An 18,088-nucleotide genomic window follows, 5' to 3' on the forward strand; every position below is an offset into this window, starting at 1 on the left:
CCGGGACACCCACCTGTTCAGACCGCCGTACGGGTCACTCGGCGCGGGCGGTCACCCGTCCGGCTCAGGGTTTGCGCGCCACCCCCGCGTACACGGGCACCACGCCCTCCGCCTGCGCCGCCACGTCCTCCGGCTCCGGGCGCCACCCGTGCACGGGGATCACGCCCGGACCGAGGAGCTCCAGGCCGTCGAAGAACCGCCGGAACTCGGGCAGCGTGCGCGGGTGGAAGGGCGTGCCGCTCCTGCGGAACAGCTCGGCGGCCCGGGCCACCCCGTCCGGGCTGAGGTCCTGCGTGACCTGGGACAGGATCAGGAAGCTGCCCGGCGCGAGCTGTGCGACATAGCGCTCGACCAGGGCGTACACGTCGTCGTCGGCATCGGCCCCGTCGCCCAGGTAGTGGGTCAGCGCGATCAGGGACAGCGCCACCGGCCGGTCGAGGTCGAGGCTCTCCCCGGCCCGCCGCAGGATCGTCTCGGGGTCCCGGACGTCGGCGTGGATGTACTCCGTGCTGCCCTCGGCGGAGCCGTGCAGCAGCGCCTCGGCGTGCCGCAGCACGATCGGGTCGTTGTCCGCGTACACCACCCGGGACGCCGGGGCCGCGCCCTGCGCCACCTGGTGCAGGTTGGGCTCGGTGGGGATGCCGGTGCCGATGTCCAGGAACTGCCGGATCCCGGCCTCGGCCGCGGCCCGCACGGCACGGTGCATGAACCGGCGGTTGGCGCGCGCCCCGCGCACCGCCGTGCCGTCCGCGGCCAGGATCTTCCGGGCCAGCTCCTCGTCCACCGGGTAGTTGTCCTTGCCGCCCAGCCACCAGTCGTACACCCGCGCCGGGTGCGGCCTGCTGGTGTCGATCACGGTGGGTGGCGCGGCGTCCGGTCCGGTCATGCGGTGTGTGCTCCTCAGCTGGTCGCAGGGGTGTCGCAGGTTTCGCAGGGGAGTCAGAAGGTCTCGCGGTACTCCCGGAGCAGCTTCATCGTGCGCTGCGCGGAGGCGGCCCGGGCCGTCATGTGGTCGAGCACCTCCAGATGCGCCGAGACCTCCTGGCGCGAGTCCAGGTACAGGGCGCCGGTCAGGTACTCGGTGAACACCATGTCCGGCAGCTCCGGCTCGGCGAACCGGAACAGCGTGAACGGGGCGTACGTCCCCGGGTGCGGGCCGGCCGCGAACTCGGCGAGCTGCAGGGTGACCCGGTCCCGTTCGGCGAACTCCAGCAGTCGGTCCAGCTGGTCGCGCATCACCTCGGGCCGGGTGCTCACCGGACGCCGCAGCACCGTCTCGTCCATGATCACCCACAGGTGGGGCGGATCGTCCCGCTCCAGCAGCCGCTGCCGCTCCATGCGCAGCGACACATGGCGCTCGACCGTGTCCGGGCCGGTCTGCCCTATCGTCCCGGCCTCCATCACCTCGCGCGCGTACTCCTCGGTCTGCAGCAGACCGGGCACGAAGTGCGGCTCGTAGGAGCGGATGATCCGGGCTGCGCCCTCCAGGCTCACGTACAGGCTGAACCAGTCGGGCAGCACGTCGTGGAACCGCTGCCACCAGCCCGGCTGGTTCGCCTCCTCGGCCAGCCGCACGAACGCGGCCGACTCCTCCTCGGGCACCCCGTAGGTGGTCAGCAGCACCTGCACGTACGGGATCTTCAGCGCGACGTCGGCCATCTCCATCCGCCGTACGGTCGCCGACGCCACCCGGAGCACCCGGGCGGCCTCCTCGCGGCTGAGGCCGACCGCCTCCCGCAGCTCCTGCAACCGCTTGCCGAGCACCACCTGGCCCACGGTGGGCGCAGGCCGCCGCTCACTCACGCCACGCCCTCCCCTACGCGCCGAAGTACGCGGGCAGTCTGTCAGACGACGCCGTTTCGCACACGCGGTCGAGGAGAGTCGGCTCGGGAGAGTTCGTCAACCGGCCAGTGTGTGAAGGTACTTGGTGGTCGCCGGATCCGCGGGCAGGAACGTCTCGATGGCGAGTTCGGCGACGGTGACGTCCATGGGCGTGTTGAAGGTGGAGATCGACGACACGAACGACAGGATCCGGCCGTCGTGCTCGATCTGCATCGGCAGCGCGAAGTACGGCACCGGCTCGGCCGGTTCGTCGCCGGGCGCGTCCTCGGGCACCGGGTAGGCGGCCACCTCCTCGTACAGGGCGCGCAGTTGGTCCGAGCGGTGCAGGGCGATCTCCCGCTCCATCTGCGTCAGCAGATGCCCGCGCCACTCGCGCAGGTTGCGGATGCGCGGCGCGAGCCCCTCCGGGTGCAGGGTCAGCCGCATCGCGTTCGGCGCGGGCGTCAGCAGCTTCTCGGGGACACCCTCCAGCAGCATCGTGATACCCCGGTTGGCGGCCACCACGGTGTACCCCGCGTCGACCACCAGCGCCGGATACGGCTCGTACCCCTGGATGAGGCGCTCCATGCCGTCGCGCAGCGCGTCCAGCGCCGGGTCGTCCAGCGGGGTCTCCGGGTAGTGCGGGGCGTAACCGGCCGCCAGCAGCAGGGCGTTGCGCTGGCGCACCGGCACGTCCAGATGCTCGGACAGCCGCAGCACCATCTCCTCGCTGGGCCGGGAGCGGCCGGTCTCGATGAAGCTGATGTGCCGGGCTGAGGAGTCGGCGCGCAGCGCCAGCTCCAGCTGCGAGATCCTGCGCCGCTCCCGCCAGGCACGCAGTAGCGGGCCGATGCCCTTGTCGGCCTTGTCGGTCCTGTCGGCGGGGGTGGCGGGGGATGCGTTCGGGCCGGTCGCGACAATGGTCATACGGACGACCGTAGTCGAGGAGCCCGCCCGCCGACCGCAACCGGGCACCGGAGTTGAGGAGCACCCGCATGAACCAGCCGTGGAAGCCGTCCTGGGAGGCCGCGGCGGTGTACCGGTCCAGGGTCCGCGGCTGTCTGCTCGGCGGAGCCGTCGGTGACGCCCTCGGCTACCCCGTCGAGTTCGCCTCCCGCGACCGGATCCGCTTGTCCCACGGCGAGCGCGGCGTGACCGGTCTTGTCCCCGGCGCGCACGGGGTGGTCGGCCGGATCAGCGACGACACACAGATGACCCTGTTCACCGTCGAGGCCCTCGTCCAGGCCCACAGCCGGGAGCGGGAGAAGGGGATCGGCGGCGGCTGGGCCCTGCTGCTGCGCCAGGCGTACGAGCGGTGGCTGCAGACCCAGTCGAAGCCGGGCCCCGAGGAGGCCGAACCGCAGCCCGCCGGCGGCCTGCTCGCCGAGGCCTGGCTGTACTCCCCCAGAGGGGGCACCCCCAGCCGCGCCCCCGGCAACGCCTGCCTCTCCGGGGTCGCCCAGATGTACGCGCCCGACCCCCGGCTCCCGCTCGACGGCAGGCCCGGGCAGGTCAACCCGGACTCCAAGGGCTGCGGCGCGGTCATGCGCTCGGCCCCCTTCGGCCTCGTCAACCCCGCCGACGCGGCCTTCGCCATGGCCGCCCGCGGCGCCCAGATCACCCACGGCCACCCCACCGGCTACTACGCGGCGGGCGCCCCGGCCGCGATCGTGGCCCACCTCGTCGCCGGGGACTCCCTGGAGGGCGCGGTGCTGCGCACCCTGCGGCTGCTGGAGCGCCACCCCGGCCACGAGGAGACCTCGGCGGCCCTGCGCGAGGCCCTCGACCTGGCCGCTGAAGGGGCGCCGACCGTGGAGAAGGTCGAGTCCCTCGGAGCGGGCTGGGTCGCCGAGCAGGCCCTCGCCCTCGGTGTGTACTGCGCCCTGGCGAAACCCCGTGTCAAGGACGCCCTGCTGCTGTCCGTCAACCACTCGGGTGACAGCGACTCCACCGGTTCGATCTGCGGCAACCTGCTCGGCGCCCGGCACGGCGACGTCGGCCTGCCCCACGCCTGGGTCGAGCGGGTGGAGGGCCGCGCCCGCATCGCCGCACTGGCCGACGACCTCGCCGCGGAGCGCGTACGGGGCTGAGCGTGGCAGGCTGAACGCGTACCAGCCCGCCCCGAAGGGAGACCGGTCATGGCCGTCGAACCGCTGTCGCAGAAGGAGATCGAGGACCGGCTGGCCGAGCTGCCCGGCTGGACGGTGGAGGGCGACCGGCTCACCCGTACCTACCGGCTCGGCTCGCACTTCGCCGCCACGGCGCTGGTCGTGCACATCGCCCGGATCCAGGACGAGCTGGACCACCACTCCGACCTGACCCTCGGCTACAACACCGTCTCCCTCAGCGTGAACACCCACAGCGCGGGCGGCGTCGTCACCGCGAAGGACTTCGAACTCGCCCACAGGGTGGAGGACATCGCCCCAGGTCACGGGCCACACTGAGCGGTGTGCTGGACTACGACAAGGAAGCCGACGCCTACGACGCGTCCCGCGGCGGCGAGCCGCGCGCCGAAGCCGCCGCACACGCCGTCCTCGGCCTGATCCCCGACCGGCCGGGCCGTCTCCTCGACGCCGCCTGCGGCACCGGCATCGTCACCCGGCGCCTGGCCGCCTCCCGCCCCGGGCTGCGGGTGACGGGCGCGGACCTCGCCCCCGGCATGGCCCGCATGGCCGCGGCCCGCCTGCCCGGCGCGGTCCTGCTGACCGACACCCGCCGGCTGCCCTTCGCCGACGCCACCTTCGACGCGGTCACCAGCATCTGGCTGCTGCACCTGCTGTCCGACCCCGCCGACGTCCACGCCGTCGTCGCCGAGTGCGCCCGCGTGTTGCGGCCCGGCGGGGTCTACGTCACCACCGTCGACAAGGCCGCCGCGCACGACGTCGGCAGCGACATCGACACCGTCCTCGCCCCGCGCCCCCGCCGCCCCGCCCAGGACGCCGCCGAAGTCCTCACGGCCCACGCGGCAGAGCACGGGCTGCAGCCCGCCGGACGGGCCGCCTTCCCCGGCCTCGGGCAGGGCCGCAGCCCCCGCTCCACCATCGCCGACCTGCGGCGCGGCTGGTTCACCGCGCTGCCGCCCGGCGATTCCCGCGTCGACGGGTTCGCCGAGCGACTGGCGGCCCTGCCCGACCAGGACCGCCGCCGGGCCGACCCACGGTTCAGCGTGCACTCGTACCGGAAGCAGGGGGCAACTCCCGGGCAGACGGCGGCAACTGACACGTGACCCTGTCCGTCCTCCCCGGGAGGTACGGCACGTGAAGCACCCGCAACCGCGCCGGCACGAAGGTCAACCCGGCCCCGATCACCGGCTCCACGACCTTCTTCCACGCCGGCGCCCCCGCTCAGGCCGACTACACGGTCCGCGTGATCGTCGGCGGGGCCGAACAGCCCGAGTCCGAGCACGCGATCCAGTTCCGCAGCGGCTACAAGGATGCACCGATCAGCCCACCCGCGCCGGTGTCCTTTGTTCGGCCCAAAGGACACGGCGCTGAGACGAACTCCTGTCCGACCGTTCGCCCTTCAGCCGGCGTCCTTGGTGAAACAGCCGCGCCAGATTTCAAGGGAACCGTCGGCGAGCGCGGTGGTGTAGTTGATGACGCGGGTGTAGCCGTCGTCGAGGAGCATCGGCAGCGTGGGTCCGGCGGGCAGGCCGTTGGCGAAGGTCTTGGTGATCCAGTCCTGGACCCAGGGCGACTCGTTCGTCCACTCGGTGGCGGCGAAGCCTGCGTTCTCGATGTGGGCGCGCAGTGTGTCGGCGGACTCGACGAAGCTGTCGGTGCCGTCCAGCGACCAGGGCATCGGCCAGGGCAGGTCGGCCTGGTGCGGTGGTTGGCAGACCTCCCAGACGGCCAGGCGCGCGCCGGGGGCGAGGTGTTTGGCGATGTGACGGAACCAGGTGGTCTTGTCCCGCACGTTCATCTGGACGTGCATGGTGAGTGCGGCGTCGAAGGCCCGGTCGGTCCGGAAGCCGGCGATGTCCCCCGCGTGGAAACGGACGGTGTCGCTCAGTCCGGCCCGGGTGGTGAGGGCGCGTGCGGCGTCCACGTAGGCCGGGGTGATGTCGACGCCGACGACGTGGTTGCCGGTGCGGTGGGCGATCTGGCGTGCGGGTCCGCCGAAGCCGGAGCCCACGTCCAGGACGGCGTCGCCGGGTTCGAGAGCGAGGGTGGGGATGAGCAGTTCGACCGCTTCGGCGCCACCGATGTGGAACTGGTCGAGGTTGTCGAGGGCTCCCCGGGTCGAGGCGTCGAGATCGCGATGGTCGCTCAGGAGCCGCTCGATGGTCTGGTCGACGGCGGTTTCCTCGTAGGTCATCGCACAGGGTCCTTTCGGTCGCTGATGGTGTCGGCCGACTCGGTCGGCAGGTGTTGCGGGCCGGACTGCTGTGGGGGTTGAGCGGGCAGGAAGGCGACGGCGAGCAGCGCGCCGGCGACCGCGACGGCTCCGGCCACGACGCACCCGACAGCGAGACCGTGGTCGAAGGCGCCGATTGCGGCCTGGCGTACGGTGTCGGAAACGGCGGGTCGGCCGCCGGCGGCGAGCTGGTCGGAGACCGCGAACGCCGCCCCGGCGGACTGATGGGCGAGGTCCTTCAACGCGGAGGGCAGGGACGCCGGAAGGGTGCTGTCCAGCCGCGTGTCGTAGAGCGAGGCGTACACGCTGCCGATGACCGCGACCCCGAGGGTTCCGCCGAGCAGGCGGGTTGAGTCGTTGACGGCGGATCCGACGCCGGCCTGTTCGGTCGCGACCGCTCCCATGATGGACTCGGTCGCGGGCGCGGACGTCAGGCCCATGCCCAGGCCGTAGACGATCATCTGGATGGCGATGACCCCGTACCCGAGGGTCGGGGATATGTCGGTGGCGACCCAGAAGTAGAAGATCGCCTGGAGGGCCAGCCCGGCCGTGACGATCGCCTTGGTGCCGACCCGTACGGCCAGCCGTGTCCCGAAGGTCGATCCGACGGCGACGGACACCGCGACCGGCAGCAGGTGGACGCCGGTGGACAGGGGGCTGTAGGTCCGCACGAACTGGAAGAACTGGGTCATCAGGAAGATGAACCCGAACAGGGTGAAGAACGCGATCGTGACCGAGGCGCTGGCGGCGCTGAAGCGCATGTTCCTGAAGAGTCGTACGTCGAGCATCGGTTCGTCGGTGCGGCGCTCGCCGACGATGAACCCGATCAGCAGGAGTACGGCACCGGCGAAGCCGGCGAGCGACGCGGTCGAAGCCCAGCCGCGGTCCGGGGCCTCGATGATCGTGTAGACGAGCAGCCCCATGAATCCGCCGGACAGGATCAGGCCGGGGAAGTCCAGGCGGTGCGGGACGGGGTTCCGCGACCTGGGGACGAACCGGGCCACCAGGGCGATGACGGCCAGCGACACCGGGCCCAGGGCGTAGAAGATGCTCGACCAGCTGTAGTGCTCCAGCAGGAAGCCGCCCACGATCGGCCCCAGCGCTATGGCCATACCGGCCGTCGCGCCCCACAGACCGATGGACAGAGCTCGTTCCTTGCGGCTGGTGAAGACGCCGGTGAGCAGCGAGAGGGTGGCCGGGAACGTCATGGCGGCCCCCAGGCCCATGACGGCCCGGGCCGCGATCAGCTCCGCCGGGGAGTCGGCGTACCCGCCGACGAAACTGGCCACGCCGAACACCAGCAGGCCGGCCATGAGCATGCCCTTGCGGCCGAAGCGGTCGGACAGGCTCCCGGAGGTCAGCAGCAGTGCGGCGAACACGAGGTTGTAGGCGTCCACGACCCATTGCAGCTGCGCGGTGGAGGTACCCAGCTCGCGCGTCAGCGTCGGCAGGGCCACGTTGACCAGGGTCGTGTCGAGGTTGATCACGAACGAGGCCAGCAGCAGGGCGACGAGCACGAGGGGTTTCGACGGTGCACGAGTCATGGTTGAAGATTAAGCACACATAGTTGAGTTTTTCTACTGCCTGATTTGGAAAATAAAGCTCCTGCCGCATACGCTGGACGCATGCGGAGCTATGGCCAGTACTGTTCGATCGCCCGGGCCCTGGACGTAGTGGGGGACCGCTGGACGCTGCTGATCGTCCGGGAGCTCCTGTTGCAAGGCCCGTGCCGGTTCACGGACCTGAGAAACGGGCTGCCGGGTGTCGCGGCGAACCTGCTGTCGACCCGCCTCAAGGAACTGGAGGCCGCCGGACTGATCACCCGCGAGGACGCACCGCCGCCGGTCGCCACCACCCTGTACGCCCTGAGCCAGGACGGTCTGGCGCTGGAGCCGGTGCTGAAGGCGCTCGGGCTGTGGGGCCTGCGGTTCATGACCGTCGAACGGCCGGACGACGCATTTCAAGCGCGGTGGCTGGCCTATGCCCCGGCATGGTTCACCACCGACGCCGATCCCGACGCCCCACCGGCAGTCATTCAAGTCGTCGCGTCCGACGAGTCGGCCGTCATCGAGCTACGGGACGGCCGGATCCACACCCGGCTCGGCCGCGCCACCGACCCGGACCTCGTCCTGGACGGACCACCCCGTGCCGTCCTCGGACTGCTCACCGGCGTGATCGACCTCGAACTCGCCGGCCGGCTCGGCTTGTCCGTCCGCGGCCGACGCGACCTGCTCACCCGTCTCCGCCCCATCGCGCAGGACCGAACGCGCACTCAGGACGAGCACCACCAATGAGCGGCGACGCCGACCTGTCGGCCATGATCGCGCACGTCGATGCCCGGGGGTGCGCATCGGTGGATCGGGTGGAAGTGCCCCAGGGCGATCGCAGCCGCGGCCTCGGCTCAGGCAGGTGCAACACGCCGTACGGCACCTCGTCCGGCACCAGCCCGCTGACCGGCTCCGGGGTCCACTCAAGTGACACTCGCGTCAGTCGGCGCCACTGAGGTACACCCGGCTGTGCTGTGCATCGAGGGGATGCAGAGCAGCGTTCAGCCAGTTCAAGTCCCCCCGACAAGGCGTGCACACCGGCCCTTCGGTGACATCGGCGAGCGCCTCCGGTTCCTTCAGACCGAGGTGGGCGAAGGGGGTGGTCTTCGGCTTCCCTTTCCCTGCGGAGGAAAGGGGAGCCGCCCGATGCGACAGAGGGCTGTCGGGATCCAGCTTCCGGACGAAAGCCTCGGTGTCAGCCTTGGGCAGCGTGAAGGCGAGCAACAGGCCGTCGTCCTGGAAGCCTTTCTGGTAGGCGGCCCTGAGATCGGTGGCCCGCGCCGGAATCGTCACGTTCATGCGCCGGGCGACCTGCGACGGAGTCGTCCCCTCGACCCAGTACGGAACCCGCCGCACGCCTTCCGATCCCTCGCGCACCGGTGTCCTCTGCGCAGGAGACGACGAACAGGCTGCCAGCGAACAGACCAGCGCGGCACACAGGGCACCCAGGAACGTCCCGCGCGTGCGCGAGGACCCGGCTGTACGAAAGAGCGCAGACCTCACCGGGCGTCTCCGTTGCGCCCGATGTCCGTACGCATACCGTCCCGGCCGGGGTCGGCCGGAGCGGGCAGAGAGCCCGAGCCGGTCCCCAGGTCGTAGTGCCGCACCGTCCCACTGCCTCTCATGTCGTACTCCTTGGCCAACCCCGTGGTGTGCAGACGAGCCATGTCCGCGTCGGTCACGGTCGTCGGCCCGATCGGGGTGGCTTTACCGGGATCCCAGTTGTACCTGTCCCAGACGTTGACCTGGTAGTCGAGACTGATCTTCGGCTTGCCGTCCGCTCCCGGCACCACGGTGACCGCGCCGGTGGCGTTGGTGCTGGCACTGCCGATGGCCAGATACCAGTTGCGATCGGTGTGCGTGTACCCGGTGCCGGGGGTCTCCACCGGAATCGTCACGGGTTTGCCGCCGGACTTCTGGTAGGCGTCCAGTGCCTTCTGCCGCCATTCGTCCTGGTGGTCCCGGATGCCTCCCTCGGCCACGCGACGCAGTTCGGCATCGTCCTGCATCATCCGGTCCACGTCGAGGTCGAGAGTTGTCCCGGTGCCCCGCAGGTAGTGGTCCATGTTGCGGGCGGCGTCGGTGTGGCCCATGAAGTCGCCACCGTTCGCCATCATCTTGGCTTCGGTCAGGATCCAGTAGTCATGTGCGCCGGGGTCCTCGACGTCGTACGGGCCCGCACCGTCGTCGGGCGCCACCTGCTTGACCTGAACGCCGAGCACACCCGCGGAGATCAGGTCGTCCTTGTGGTGAGACCACAGTTCGGCTCGGGTCTGAGGACTCAGCGACTCCCACAGCCGTCTCAGTTCCGCCCTCTGCTGCGCGTTGGCGTCATCGCCGAGTTCCGCGAGCTTCAGGGCTCGCGGCAGCATGTCCTCGTCCAGGGAGGTGTACGTGGCGTGGCCGGCGTTGTAGGGGTCGTTGCCGTGGCTGCGGCTGAGTGCGCGCACGACGGCCGCATCTATCTCCGCGGCGTGACGCACGAGATCGGCGAGGGTGTCGGCGTACCACTGCATCATGTCCTTGGCCTTCTGACCCTCCTCCTTCCCGTCGACGGTGCACATGGCGGGCATGACCTTCACCGCGCCGTTCTCGCCGGCGACGACCAGGTAGCCGTCCTCGCGGGCATCCGCCTCCACGCTCTTCGCCCTGCGTTGCAGGCCGACGAGTTCCCCGTGGGCGTCGTCCAGGACGCTGCAGATGCTCTTCGCCTCGCTGTGCAGGTCGACGCACTCTTTGGCCGTCCTGTCCACGAAGTCGCGGGTCACGGTCGCGTTGACTCCGGCCCAACGGGCCTCGTCGGCCTTTGCCTTCAGGCCGTCACGGGCGTCCTTGGACAGCGTCTCGAGGTGTTTGACCGCTTGTTCCCAGGTGCCTACGGCGGTGGCGAGCTTGCCCAGGTCCACGTCCAGCAGATCTCGGTAGTTCATGCTCTGCCCCCGTCACTTGAAGTAGCTGTTCAGAACGGACACAGGAACGGCGGACCCGTCCCGGCTCCGCATCTCGGCGGCGATCGTCCCGTCGTCGCGTGCGTGCAGCTTCTTCGAAAAGTCGAGGTGGTTCGAGATGTGAGCGAAGGCCTGCAGGACCGCCTTGATCTGGGAAGTCCACACCGAAACGGTCGTCTCGAGCCCCGCCCCCATCGCGAAATGGTGACTCTTCAGTGCGGCGGCGGCCTGCATCGTCGTGCCGGCACCGTGGTCGTCGGCCCCGGCTCCGGCGATGTCGACCTGGTCGTGAAGGCGAGCGTGGAGCTGGAAAGCCTCGTGGCCGACGGCGCCGAGGTCGTCCTGATGGACGACGAGGTCCGCGCCGCCGGCACCGCCCACGGCGTCCGGTGCGTGGTTCAGTTGCACATGCGTCGGTTGCTGCTCAGCAGCCCGGCTCTTCAGCTGTTCCCATTCGTCCCAGGCCATGAACCACGAACCCCCGTTGTGATGACTAGGCAGTCTTGGGGAACAGTTTGCGTAAGCTCAACTGAGTTTGCAGAATGAGCCGTTCAGCTCGAAGGAGGTCGTTTTCGTGTTCGGCCCCGACCAGCTCCCGGTGAACCCGAAGCTCACCGACGAACCAGTCGCCACGTCGGCGTTCCGGCTCATGTTCTTCGCGGTCACCGTCGCGCCCGACTGCCGGCGGTAGGCGCCGCCGGGCGGGGTGCCCGCGAGTAAGCCGGCCGCGAGGGCCGGCACGGCGGTGAGGATGCGGGTTCTTCGCACGGTGGGGGTCCTTCCTCGAGGTGAACGCGCGACGACAGGGCGGCCCCCTGTGCGGGTGGGGGGCCGCCCGGCCCGGTCGACCCCGTCGCCCTGTGACGGGGTCGTGCACGCGGAGCGATCAGCGGGACTTATTCGAGAAGCTCCGCGTACGAGCCCATGGCGAGGGCGATGTCCGCCTCGGCCCAGAAGCGGTGGTACGTGAAGACGGGCGCGGCGCCACCCTTGAGGTAGGCCTCGATCTTCGACCAGGCCGGGTCGTTCTTGTAGAAGGACCGGATCGAGGAGAACGTCGAGGAGGAGTTGATCGCGTCGCCGTTCGGCATCTTGCCGCTCCAGCCGCTCGGCACGTACACGCTGTCGCCGAACCTGCTGTAGTCGCTGCGGGTCTCGGGGACCGCGATGCCGAGGCTGTCCTGGTAGTTGGCCCACATGCCGTCCAGCAGCGCCTTAGCCGTCGACTTCGCCGTCGTGTCACCGGACTCGGCGGCGTAGATAGGTGAGCGTCTTGGCGTAGGCGGCCGTCACGCCGACATCGTTCGTGTAGTCGGCGACGGTGACGTGAAGTCCGCTGTTGCTGCCGGGACTCGACGCGTTCCAGGTGTCGGGCCGGCCCGACCACTGGAGGGTGGAGGGGATCCGGTAGGTGCCGTCCGGGTTGATCGTGGTCTTGGACAGCGCCCACTTCACCCACTTGTCGAGGATCGCCTTCGCGGTGGCGTTCCCGGTCTGCTGGTAGTACTCGGCGACCCGCTCCATCGACCAGGCCTGGAACCCGAACCACTGGTTCGAGGGCGGGTCGTGGTAGACGGGCTGCCAGTCGTAGTACATGCCGTAGAACGTCGACATGCCTGCCGGCGGGGTGGCGTAACGGCCCTGCCAGCTGTTGGTCGCGCCGCCCGCGATCGCGCCCTCGGACGACTGCAGCCACTGGTAGAACTCCAGCTGCCGCTGCAGCGACTTGCTCCAGTCGGCCGCGCCGGTCGCCGACTTCGGCTTCAGGTCGGCGTAGGAGCTGAGGGCGTAGGCCGCGAGCGGGTTCTGGTAGCCGCCGTGGACATGGCTGGAGCCGATCCGCCAGGCCCAGCCCGCGCCGGTGTCGGTGGCGCCGCCCCAGGCGTAGTACCAGGACAGCAGGTAGTGCGAGGCGTCCTTGCCGGTGCCGGCCGGGCAGGACGAGGCGCCCACACAGGTGCCGATCTTCTTGAAGTACTTGTCGTACATCGCGTACCGCAGGTAGTCGCCCATCTTCGCGGCCTTGGCGACCGTCGCGGACACGTCACCGCCCTTGCCCTGCGTCTTCGCCCACACGTCCGCCCAGTACGCGGCCTGCACCGCACGCGCGTCCGCGTCCGGGGCGTCCGTGTACTTCCACTGCCTGGCGTAGGAGGAGTCGCCGGTGAACAGGTCCAGATAGCCGTTGGTGCCGCCGTACTTGAAGGCGTCGCAGGTCGGCTGCGGGACGGTCTCCCAGACCGACTCCTGCGCACCGCGCTGGAAGGTGTTGATGTACGACGGCCCGGTGGCCGTCGGCCCCGCCTCGCACGTGCCGGGCTCGTTGCCGTAGCCGTAGACGTTGTCCACGTCCTGGATCCAGTGCATGCCGTAGACGTCGTCCGTGCCGTAGGCCGACTTCAGCTCGCCGGCGATCGGGTCCGAGCCGACCGGCACCGACGTGTCCAGCTTCGCCGGATACTCGTTCGGTGTGTCCAGCTCCGGGGCGTACGTCGCCGGCTTCGAGGCGTTGTAGAAGGAGTTCGTCGGCTGGTCGGCGTGGGTGGGGATCATGTACTTCTCCATGAGGTCCCACGCGCCGTTGAACTTCGACCAGTCGCCGGTGACCTTGCCGTACATGGCCTGCAGCCAGAGAAGGTAGCTGTAGGCCTCCGACGTGGTCTCGTGGCCCTGGTCCGGGGCCTCCACGATCAGGGTCTCCACCGAGTGGTACGGGATGCCCTCGGGGGAGAAGTAGCCGTTCGCCGGGTTGGTGATCTTCCCGTACAGGTCCAGGAATCGGGCGTCGTACGCCTTCGTCGCGGCCAGCTCGGTCACCGTGACCGTCGCCTTGGTGTGGCCGGTCGCCGAGGCCGTGAAGGTGGCGCTCCCGGTGCCGGAGGCGTCGGCCGTGAGCGTCACCGGCTGCGCGGTGCTCCAGTTCGACGGGGTGAAGGTCAGCGAGGAGCCGTCGGTGACGGACAGGCCCGTGTTGCCGTCCGTGCGGGCCACGCTCACCGTCACGTTCGCGCTCGGCTGCGTCGACAGCTTCACCGAGAACGAGCCCGTCCTGCCCTGCTGGATGCCCAGCTGGGTCGGCGAGGCCACGACGGCGGGTCCCGAGGCGACCGTGATGCCGACCGGTGTGGACTCCGCGGAGGCGCCGAGGCTGTCGTACGCCTTCGCCACCAGTGAATGACTGCCCACGGTCAAACTGGAGACCGAGAGCGAGTACGGCGCGCTCGTGTCGGTGCCCAGCAGCGTGGTGTCGTCGTAGAACTCCACCTTGCCGACCGTTGCGTTGTCGGCCGCCGCCGCGGTCGCCGCGAGCGGCACCGCGTCCCCCTGCGTGTAGACCGCGCCCGCGCCGGGGCTGGTCAGCACGGTGACCGGCGGCTGGTGCGCGCCGGCGCAGGTGGTGCCGTTGACCGCGAAGGAGGTGGGGGCGGCGTTGGTGCCGCTGTAGGTGAACTGCGCCCCCGTGGAGACCGCGGCTCCGGCGGCGATCGTGCCGTTGTACGAGGCGTTCTGCACGGTGACCGTCCGGCCGGACTGGGACCAGGTGCCGTTCCAGCCGTTCGTCAGCTTCTGGTTGCCCGTGTAGTCGTAGGTCAGGGTCCAGCCGTCGATCGCGGCCGTACCGCGGTTGGTGATCGTGAGGTCGGCGGTGAAGCCGGAACCCCAGTCGTTCGTCTTGTAGTCGACGCTGCACTGGACGGTCGCCGCGTGCGCGGCCGTCGTGCCGGTGGCGAGCATCGTCAGGGGCAGGGCGAGCGCTGCCAGTGCGGCGGTCCACCACCGCCGGGCGGCTCTGGGTCTGCGTCCGGGATCCATGTGCTGGTTCCTCCTTGCGGCTTGCGGCTCGGAAAGACAAGGCTTGAACCAGTGGGAGCGCTCCCATAGTGGGGATGGGGGTGAGAGCGGTCAAGGTGCTTGAAGAGTCGAAAAGATTCGACGTACTCCGTTGAGGAAAAGTCAGGCAACTCCCCTGGGCAATCGAGCCACTTGGCGCTACCTTCCTTCGCACCAGTGGGAGCGATTCCATTCAGTCGACGCGTCCGTCACGGCGCGCCAAGCTGCAAGGAGTCGCTCATGCGACACCCCCCGCGTTCAGTACTTTTAGCCGTCGCCGGTGTGGTCGCGCTTCTTGGAAGCGCGGTCGTCCCGGTGGTCACGGCCGAGGGAGCCACCCCCGCCTGCACGGTGGAGTACGCCGTCACCAGTCAGTGGGACACCGGCTTCCAGGGCTCCGTGAAGATCACCAACATCCGTTCCGCACTCACCGGTTGGCAGCTCGGCTTCGACTTCGCGAGCGGTCAGAAGGTCACCCAGGGCTGGAACGCCAAGTGGTCCCAGTCCGGCACCACCGTGACCGCCGCCAACGAGAGCTGGAACAGCCCCCTCGGCGCCGGCGCGAGTGTCAGTGCCGGGTTCCTCGGCTCCTGGTCGGGGAGCAACGCCGTACCGACGACGTTCAAGCTCAACGGCACCCCGTGCAACGTGGATTCCGACCCGACGACACCCCCGCCGACCGATCCGCCCCCGTCCACCGGCACCGCGCCCGCCCTGCACGTCTCGGGCACCAAGCTCGTGGACGCCGCCGGCACGTCCCGTCGCCTGCTCGGCGTGAACCGCTCCGGCGGCGAGTTCATGTGCGTGCAGGGCTACGGCATCTGGGACGGCCCGGTGGACGACGCGGCGGTCGAGGCGATCGCCGACTGGAAGGCGAACGCCGTCCGCATCCCGCTCAACGAGGAGTGCTGGCTGGGTCTTTCCAACATCAAGCCCGAGTACGGCGGCACGAACTACATCAACGCCGTCAAGGACCTGGTGGCCCGCGTCGAGGCGCACGGCATGACCCCGATCCTGGAGATGCACTGGTCCTACGGCCAGTACACCGGCAACTCCTCCGGCTGCTCCGACGTGCACGCCACCTGCCAGAAGCCGATGCCCGACATGCAGTACGCCCCGTCCTTCTGGGCGTCGGTCGCCGGCACCTTCAAGGACGACCGGGCGGCCGTGTTCGACCTGTTCAACGAGCCCTACCCGGACCGGGCGACCTCCAGCACGACGGACGCCTGGAAGTGCTGGCGGGACGGCGGAACCTGCCCCGGGATCTCGTACGAGGTCGCCGGTGTGCAGGATCTCGTCGACAGCATCCGCGGCGCAGGCGCGAAGAACGTCGTCATGGCCGGCGGGCTCGCGTACTCGAACGACCTGAGCCAGTGGCTGACGTACAAGCCCACCGACCCGACCGGCAATCTCGCCGCCGCCTACCACGTCTACAACTTCAACACCTGTGCGAGCGAGAGCTGCTGGAACTCCACGCTCGCCCCGGTCGCGGCCCAGGTGCCGCTGGTCGCCGGCGAGATCGGCGAGAACACCTGCTCGCACGGCTTCGTCGACCAGGTCATGAAGTGGTTCGACGACCGCGACCTGTCCTACCTCGGCTGGACCTGGAACACCTGGGACTGCTCCTCCGGCCCGTCCCTGATCACCGCCTACGACGGGACACCCACCGCGTACGGCATCGGGCTGCGTGACCATCTGCGCGCCCTCAACCCGTAAGCCCCGGGCAAGACTCACGGAAGAAGGAAACCCGCACTCATGAGTCGTACCAGAACGTCATTGCTCGCCGCCCTGGTGCTGGTCGCCGGGACCTCCGGGACGGCGCTCACCGCCGCGCCGGCCGGCGCCGCCACCACCTCCATCCCCTGCACCGTCGACTACAAGGTGCAGAACCAGTGGGACACCGGCTTCACCGCCGCCGTCACCGTCACCAACAACGCGGCTCCGAAGTCGAGTTGGTCGGTGAAGTGGTCGTACGCCGGAAACCAGCGGGTGACCAGCGGCTGGAACGCCAAGATCACCCAGAGCGGCACCGCCGTCACCGCCGACAACGAGACCTACAACGGCACGCTGGGCACAGGCGGTTCGGTCAGCTTCGGCTTCAACGGGTCCTACAGCGGCACCAACGCCTTACCCACCACGTTCACCCTCGACGGCGTCACCTGCAACGTCGACGACGGCGGCAGCGGGGGCGGCGGAGGCGGCGGCGGGAACGGCGGCGGCACCGGCACCCGCGTCGACAACCCCTACGCCGGCGCCAAGGTGTACGTGAACCCGGAGTGGTCGGCGAAGGCCGCCGCCGAACCGGGCGGCAGCCGCGTCTCCAACCAGCCCACCGGCGTCTGGCTGGACCGCATCGCCGCGATCGACGGAGTCAACGGGGGCATGGGGCTGCGCGCCCACCTGGACGCGGCCCTCGCCCAGAAGGGCAGCAACGAAGAGGTCGTCCAGCTGGTCGTCTACGACCTGCCCGGCCGGGACTGCGCGGCACTGGCCTCCAACGGCGAACTCGGCCCCACCGAGATCGACACGTACAAGACGCAGTTCATCGACCCGATCGCGGCGATCCTGTCCGACCCCAAGTACGCCTCCCTCAGGATCGTCACCACCATCGAGATCGACTCGCTGCCCAACCTCGTCACCAACACCGGCAGCCGTGCCACCGCCACTCCGGCCTGCGACACCATGCTCGCCAACGGCAACTACGTGAAGGGCGTCGGCTACGCCCTCGCCAAGCTCGGCGCCATCCCGAACGTCTACAACTACCTCGACGCCGGCCACCACGGCTGGATCGGCTGGGACGACAACTTCGGCGCGGCCGCCAACGTCTTCAAGCAGGCCGCCACCAGCGAGGGCGCCACGGTGGACGACGTCCAGGGCTTCATCACCAACACCGCGAACTACAGCGCCCTGAAGGAGGACAACTTCACCGTCAGCGACAGCGTCAACGGCACCTCGGTGCGCCAGTCGAAGTGGGTCGACTGGAACCGCTACGTCGACGAGCTGTCCTTCGCCCAGGCCTTCCGCACCCAGCTGGTGTCGGTCGGCTTCGACTCCACCATCGGCATGCTGATCGACACCTCCCGCAACGGCTGGGGCGGCACCGCCCGCCCGACCGGCCCCGGCCCGAAGACCAGCGTGGACACCTATGTCGACGGCGGCCGCTACGACCGCCGCATCCACGTCGGCAACTGGTGCAACCAGTCCGGCGCCGGTCTCGGCGAACGCCCCCAGGCCGCCCCGGCCACCGGGATCGACGCCTACGTGTGGATGAAGCCCCCGGGCGAGTCCGACGGCTCCAGCAGCGCCATCGCGAACGACGAGGGCAAGGGCTTCGACCGCATGTGCGACCCGACGTACACGGGCAATGCCCGCAACGGCAACAGCATGTCGGGCGCCCTGCCGAACGCACCGCTGTCCGGGCACTGGTTCTCCGCCCAGTTCCAGCAGCTGATGCAGAACGCCTCTCCGCCGCTGTCCTGACCGGATGAGCGCCCGCCGGGGTCTGTCCTCCAGGGACAGGCCCCGGCGGATCGTCCGGTCCATCGCCGAGCGGTCCGCATCCGGTTTTTGCCGGACCGGCAACAC

15 protein-coding genes and 2 pseudogenes are annotated in these 18,088 nt (G+C 69.8%); 7 read left to right on the plus strand and 10 right to left on the minus strand.

Going from position 1 to position 18,088, the window contains the following annotated elements; translation table 11 throughout:
- Positions 1–64: 64 nt before the first annotated feature.
- From ACIRVH_RS03115 to ACIRVH_RS03125, 3 genes are all read right to left on the minus strand, one after another.
- Complete coding sequence (locus ACIRVH_RS03115) at positions 65–886, minus strand: SAM-dependent methyltransferase (RefSeq protein WP_403947651.1); 822 nt, start codon at positions 884–886, stop codon at positions 65–67.
- A 53-nt stretch (positions 887–939) separates the two neighbouring features.
- On the minus strand, positions 940–1,803 hold the full coding sequence (locus tag ACIRVH_RS03120) for a helix-turn-helix domain-containing protein (protein ID WP_403947653.1): 864 nt from the start codon (positions 1,801–1,803) through the stop codon (positions 940–942).
- Positions 1,804–1,899: 96 nt separating this feature from the next.
- Positions 1,900–2,748, minus strand: a complete 849-nt coding sequence (locus ACIRVH_RS03125; protein ID WP_403947654.1) for a helix-turn-helix domain-containing protein — start codon at positions 2,746–2,748, stop codon at positions 1,900–1,902.
- A gap of 68 nt (positions 2,749–2,816) precedes the next feature.
- Here ACIRVH_RS03125 and ACIRVH_RS03130 point away from each other — a divergent pair, with 68 nt between their 5' ends.
- The 4 genes and pseudogenes from ACIRVH_RS03130 to ACIRVH_RS03145 all read left to right on the plus strand — a co-directional run.
- Positions 2,817–3,911: an ADP-ribosylglycohydrolase family protein gene (locus ACIRVH_RS03130; protein ID WP_403947656.1), complete on the plus strand. Its 1,095-nt coding sequence runs from the start codon at positions 2,817–2,819 to the stop codon at positions 3,909–3,911.
- A 48-nt stretch (positions 3,912–3,959) separates the two neighbouring features.
- Entirely contained in the window at positions 3,960–4,265 is a 306-nt protein-coding gene (locus tag ACIRVH_RS03135) for a 4a-hydroxytetrahydrobiopterin dehydratase (protein WP_403947658.1), read from the plus strand.
- Between the two features lie 5 nt (positions 4,266–4,270).
- On the plus strand, positions 4,271–5,047 hold the full coding sequence (locus ACIRVH_RS03140) for a class I SAM-dependent methyltransferase (protein WP_403947659.1): 777 nt from the start codon (positions 4,271–4,273) through the stop codon (positions 5,045–5,047).
- Between the two features lie 47 nt (positions 5,048–5,094).
- Positions 5,095–5,277, plus strand: a pseudogene (locus tag ACIRVH_RS03145) (rhamnogalacturonan lyase); the annotation flags it as partial.
- A 66-nt stretch (positions 5,278–5,343) separates the two neighbouring features.
- Here ACIRVH_RS03145 and ACIRVH_RS03150 read toward each other — a convergent pair.
- Both ACIRVH_RS03150 and ACIRVH_RS03155 read right to left on the minus strand, forming a co-directional pair.
- The gene (locus ACIRVH_RS03150; protein WP_403947661.1) at positions 5,344–6,138 is read right to left on the minus strand and encodes an SAM-dependent methyltransferase; all 795 of its coding nucleotides are present in this window, start codon (positions 6,136–6,138) and stop codon (positions 5,344–5,346) included.
- The gene (locus ACIRVH_RS03155) at positions 6,135–7,721 is read right to left on the minus strand and encodes an MFS transporter (RefSeq protein WP_403947662.1); all 1,587 of its coding nucleotides are present in this window, start codon (positions 7,719–7,721) and stop codon (positions 6,135–6,137) included. Before ACIRVH_RS03155 ends, ACIRVH_RS03150 begins: the two co-directional genes overlap by 4 nt.
- A gap of 81 nt (positions 7,722–7,802) precedes the next feature.
- Here ACIRVH_RS03155 and ACIRVH_RS03160 point away from each other — a divergent pair, with 81 nt between their 5' ends.
- Positions 7,803–8,471, plus strand: coding sequence for a winged helix-turn-helix transcriptional regulator (locus ACIRVH_RS03160; protein WP_403947664.1), 669 nt, complete (start codon positions 7,803–7,805; stop codon positions 8,469–8,471).
- Positions 8,472–8,663: 192 nt separating this feature from the next.
- Here the strand turns inward: ACIRVH_RS03160 and ACIRVH_RS03165 are convergent, their stop codons facing one another.
- The 5 genes and pseudogenes from ACIRVH_RS03165 to ACIRVH_RS03185 all read right to left on the minus strand — a co-directional run bounded on the left by ACIRVH_RS03165 (position 8,664) and on the right by ACIRVH_RS03185 (position 14,485).
- Positions 8,664–9,023, minus strand: a complete 360-nt coding sequence (locus ACIRVH_RS03165; protein ID WP_403947665.1) for a hypothetical protein — start codon at positions 9,021–9,023, stop codon at positions 8,664–8,666.
- 200 nt (positions 9,024–9,223) lie between these two features.
- Positions 9,224–10,654, minus strand: a complete 1,431-nt coding sequence (locus ACIRVH_RS03170) for a hypothetical protein (RefSeq protein ID WP_403947667.1) — start codon at positions 10,652–10,654, stop codon at positions 9,224–9,226.
- Positions 10,655–10,666: 12 nt separating this feature from the next.
- Entirely contained in the window at positions 10,667–11,140 is a 474-nt protein-coding gene (locus ACIRVH_RS03175) for a hypothetical protein (protein WP_403947669.1), read from the minus strand.
- A 57-nt stretch (positions 11,141–11,197) separates the two neighbouring features.
- Complete coding sequence (locus ACIRVH_RS03180; RefSeq protein WP_403947810.1) at positions 11,198–11,323, minus strand: cellulose binding domain-containing protein; 126 nt, start codon at positions 11,321–11,323, stop codon at positions 11,198–11,200.
- Positions 11,324–11,568: 245 nt separating this feature from the next.
- Positions 11,569–14,485, minus strand: a pseudogene (locus ACIRVH_RS03185) (glycoside hydrolase family 48 protein).
- A gap of 258 nt (positions 14,486–14,743) precedes the next feature.
- Between ACIRVH_RS03185 and ACIRVH_RS03190 the strand changes: the two are divergent.
- On the plus strand, positions 14,744–16,219 hold the full coding sequence (locus tag ACIRVH_RS03190) for a cellulose binding domain-containing protein (protein ID WP_403947671.1): 1,476 nt from the start codon (positions 14,744–14,746) through the stop codon (positions 16,217–16,219).
- A gap of 39 nt (positions 16,220–16,258) precedes the next feature.
- Positions 16,259–17,983 carry a glycoside hydrolase family 6 protein gene (locus ACIRVH_RS03195; protein ID WP_403947672.1) on the plus strand — a complete coding sequence of 575 codons (1,725 nt, stop codon included), beginning with the start codon at positions 16,259–16,261 and terminating at the stop codon, positions 17,981–17,983.
- The last annotated feature ends 105 nt before the right edge of the window (positions 17,984–18,088 follow it).

The sequence above is a fragment of the Streptomyces sp. NPDC101165 genome (assembly GCF_044768135.1).
Lineage (GTDB): Bacteria > Actinomycetota > Actinomycetes > Streptomycetales > Streptomycetaceae > Streptomyces.

Excerpts from the sequence above, each read along its gene's own strand:
- ACIRVH_RS03115 (WP_403947651.1), bottom strand. The coding sequence starts at position 886 with ATGACCGGACCGGACGCCGCGCCACCCACCGTGATCGACACCAGCAGG.
- ACIRVH_RS03125 (WP_403947654.1), bottom strand. The coding sequence starts at position 2,748 with ATGACCATTGTCGCGACCGGCCCGAACGCATCCCCCGCCACCCCCGCC.
- ACIRVH_RS03130 (WP_403947656.1), top strand. The coding sequence starts at position 2,817 with ATGAACCAGCCGTGGAAGCCGTCCTGGGAGGCCGCGGCGGTGTACCGG.
- ACIRVH_RS03135 (WP_403947658.1), top strand. The coding sequence starts at position 3,960 with ATGGCCGTCGAACCGCTGTCGCAGAAGGAGATCGAGGACCGGCTGGCC.
- ACIRVH_RS03150 (WP_403947661.1), bottom strand. The coding sequence starts at position 6,138 with ATGACCTACGAGGAAACCGCCGTCGACCAGACCATCGAGCGGCTCCTG.
- ACIRVH_RS03155 (WP_403947662.1), bottom strand. The coding sequence starts at position 7,721 with ATGACTCGTGCACCGTCGAAACCCCTCGTGCTCGTCGCCCTGCTGCTG.
- ACIRVH_RS03160 (WP_403947664.1), top strand. The coding sequence starts at position 7,803 with ATGCGGAGCTATGGCCAGTACTGTTCGATCGCCCGGGCCCTGGACGTA.
- ACIRVH_RS03165 (WP_403947665.1), bottom strand. The coding sequence starts at position 9,023 with ATGAACGTGACGATTCCGGCGCGGGCCACCGATCTCAGGGCCGCCTAC.
- ACIRVH_RS03170 (WP_403947667.1), bottom strand. The coding sequence starts at position 10,654 with ATGAACTACCGAGATCTGCTGGACGTGGACCTGGGCAAGCTCGCCACC.
- ACIRVH_RS03175 (WP_403947669.1), bottom strand. The coding sequence starts at position 11,140 with ATGGCCTGGGACGAATGGGAACAGCTGAAGAGCCGGGCTGCTGAGCAG.
- ACIRVH_RS03180 (WP_403947810.1), bottom strand. The coding sequence starts at position 11,323 with ATGAGCCGGAACGCCGACGTGGCGACTGGTTCGTCGGTGAGCTTCGGG.
- ACIRVH_RS03190 (WP_403947671.1), top strand. The coding sequence starts at position 14,744 with ATGCGACACCCCCCGCGTTCAGTACTTTTAGCCGTCGCCGGTGTGGTC.
- ACIRVH_RS03195 (WP_403947672.1), top strand. The coding sequence starts at position 16,259 with ATGAGTCGTACCAGAACGTCATTGCTCGCCGCCCTGGTGCTGGTCGCC.